The organism is Ilyobacter sp. (assembly GCF_041583315.1).
Lineage (GTDB): Bacteria > Fusobacteriota > Fusobacteriia > Fusobacteriales > Fusobacteriaceae > Ilyobacter.
The window spans coordinates 1-2,635 of the sequence record NZ_JBFHGC010000412.1; the positions used below are offsets into that span (position 1 = coordinate 1).

3 protein-coding genes are annotated in these 2,635 nt (G+C 40.9%); all 3 read right to left on the reverse strand.

What is annotated here, in order from left to right; all coding sequences use genetic code 11:
• Nucleotides 1–230: 230 nt before the first annotated feature.
• Entirely contained in the window at nucleotides 231–1,124 is an 894-nt protein-coding gene (gene rbsB / locus ABZA26_RS12215) for a ribose ABC transporter substrate-binding protein RbsB (protein ID WP_372714792.1), read from the reverse strand.
• Between the two features lie 16 nt (nucleotides 1,125–1,140).
• The gene (gene rbsC, locus ABZA26_RS12220; RefSeq protein ID WP_372714793.1) at nucleotides 1,141–2,109 is read right to left on the reverse strand and encodes a ribose ABC transporter permease; all 969 of its coding nucleotides are present in this window, start codon (nucleotides 2,107–2,109) and stop codon (nucleotides 1,141–1,143) included.
• Nucleotides 2,102–2,635: ATP-binding cassette domain-containing protein (locus ABZA26_RS12225; protein ID WP_372714794.1), on the reverse strand; the 534-nt coding region annotated here is incomplete at its 5' end. The genes ABZA26_RS12225 and rbsC, both read right to left, overlap by 8 nt.

Sequence of the window (2,635 nt, forward strand, 5' to 3'; positions counted from 1 at the left end):
GCCTATTCGCAGGACGAGCGTGAAGAAATATAATAAATTTTGCGTTAAGAAAATACAATGTCTGAGCGAAGCGAGTTTTGTATTTTTAGTAAAATTTATTATATTTTAGCTTGGACAAGACAAGGCTTGATTTTTGGTTACTTTTCATCAAGGAAAAGTAACATCAACTTCAGAGAAATTCAGTAATTCATAAAAAAAAGCCCCCTAAACACAGGAGGCCTTTACATAATTTATTTTGTAACAAGTTTTAACTCTACAGGAATAAATTCAGCTGTTGTTTCACCTTTTAATACTTTTGAAGCTGTCTCTACTCCTATAGCCCCTATCATAGCAGGCTGTTGTGCCACTGTTGCAGCAAGAGTTCCTGCCTCTACAGCTTTTACAGCGTCATCAGTGGCGTCAAATCCAACCACTAATATACTTCTTCCGCTTCCTTCTATGGCTTTTAATGCTCCTAGAGCCATCTCATCATTGTGAGCAAATACTGCATCTATTTCAGGTACTGCCTGAAGAATATTCTCCATTACATTAAGTCCTTTAGTTCTGTCAAAATCAGCAGCCTGTTGTGCCACTACCGTAATATTGTTTGCAGCAGCTTCATTGAATCCCTGACCTCTGTCTCTTGCTGCAGTAGTACCTGGAATCCCTTGAAGTTCCACTACTTTTCCGTCTTTCCCTATTTTCCCGACTATAAATTCTCCTGCCATTTTTCCACCGGCTACGTTGTCAGAAGCAATGTGTGTTACTACCTCTCCGCCATTTGCTCCTCTGTCCAGTGTTATCACAGGTATTTTACTCTCATTTGCAGCCATTACTGCTCTTGCCACTGCATCAGAGTCTGTAGGGTTTATAAGGATTACATTTACACCTTTTACCACTAGATCTTCCACATTAGCCAGCTCTTTTGCAGGGTCATTCTGAGAATCTAATATGATAATTTCCATTCCCAACTCTTTAGCCTTGGCCTCAGCACCTTCTTTCAAAGTTACAAAGAACGGGTTGTTCAGAGTAGACACCACGAGACCTACCTTACCTGCAGATTCTGTTTCCGGAGCTTTTTTCTCACCGCAACCTGTCAGCACAACCATCAATAAAACTGTAATCAAAGTAAAAATCTTTTTCATTTTTTTCCTCCTTTTTTTATTTTTTGGATTTTCTATCCATTAGTACCGCTGCTAATATAACCAATGCCTTTATCATAAGCTGATAGTATGATGATACATTCAGCAGATTAAGAGCATTTCCCAGAACCCCTATAATCAGGGCCCCTGTAATCGTACCTGTGATCCTTCCTATTCCCCCTGCAAGACTTGTACCTCCTAGTACCACTGCTGCTATGGCATCTAGCTCATATCCGCTTCCTGCAGTAGGCTGAGCCGAAAATAACCTTGCTGTTACTACTATTCCAGCCAGTGCAGACAAGACTCCGCTGATGGCATAGACTTTTGTCTTTACCCTGTCCACATTTATACCAGACAGTTTTGTAGCTTCCTCGTTTCCTCCCACGGCATATACATATCGTCCAAATTTTGTATGATTCAGCACATAGTAAGATACGCCGTATACGACTGCCATTATATATATTGGCGTAGGAATCCCCAGTATGCTTCCTGCCCCTATACTTCCAAAGAGTGATGTGTTACTTCCGAATCCTATGGATATCGGCTTCCCGCCTGTAAATACAAGTGTGGCACCTCTCATGAGGGTCATTGTTACCAGAGTGGTGATAAAGGCCTGTAGTTTGCCGTAGCTTATAAACATTCCGCTCAGCATTCCCAGTATCCCACCTACCACCAAGGATACTACTACGGCTACAAAAGCATTCTGTCCCGATGCCAAAAGGCTCGCAGATATTGCACCGCAGAAGGCCAGGATAGATCCCACTGAAAGGTCGATTCCTCCTGTGAGGATTACAAAGGTCATCCCTGCTGAAATAATTGCATTTATAGAGGTCTGCCTCAGTACATTCAGCATATTAGGTGCTGAAAGGAATCTCGGATTCATAAAGGATACCAAAACTGCAAATATTAAAAGTCCTATAAAAGGCTTATTTCTCATTAAAATGGAACTCTTCTTCTGAGTCGACTCCAGTGTCGTCTGATTATTCATCTCTATCCTCCTTCAGGCCCACGGCACACCTCATTATTTTTTCCTGACTTGCATCTTTAGCCGAGAATATTCCTGTTACACTTTTTTCATGCATAACCATTATTCTATCGCTGAGTCCTATTACTTCAACCATTTCAGAGGATATCATCAGGATGCTCATTCCGTGTTTTTTTAGTTCATTTATAAGATCGTATATCTCTTTTTTAGCTCCTACATCTACTCCACGTGTTGGTTCATCTAGTATCAGTATCTTTGGTCCTGTCATCAGAGCCTTGGCTATGGCCACTTTCTGCTGGTTTCCTCCGCTGAGATTTTTTATTATCTGGTCCATCCCCGGGGTTTTTATATTAAACCTTGAAATATAAGAATCCACCAGGTCTTTCTCATCATTTTTATTAAGACTTTTAAAATTGCTCTCAAATTTTTCCAGAGAGGATATACTCATGTTTTCCTTCACTGAAAGTCCTAGTATGAGCCCCTCTTTTTTCCTGTCTTCAGGCACATAGGCTATCTTGTTTTTCAGACC

Bases quoted from the DNA above. Each gene is read 5' to 3' on its own strand.
- rbsB (WP_372714792.1), bottom strand. From the start codon at position 1,124: ATGAAAAAGATTTTTACTTTGATTACAGTTTTATTGATGGTTGTGCTG.
- rbsC (WP_372714793.1), bottom strand. From the start codon at position 2,109: ATGAATAATCAGACGACACTGGAGTCGACTCAGAAGAAGAGTTCCATT.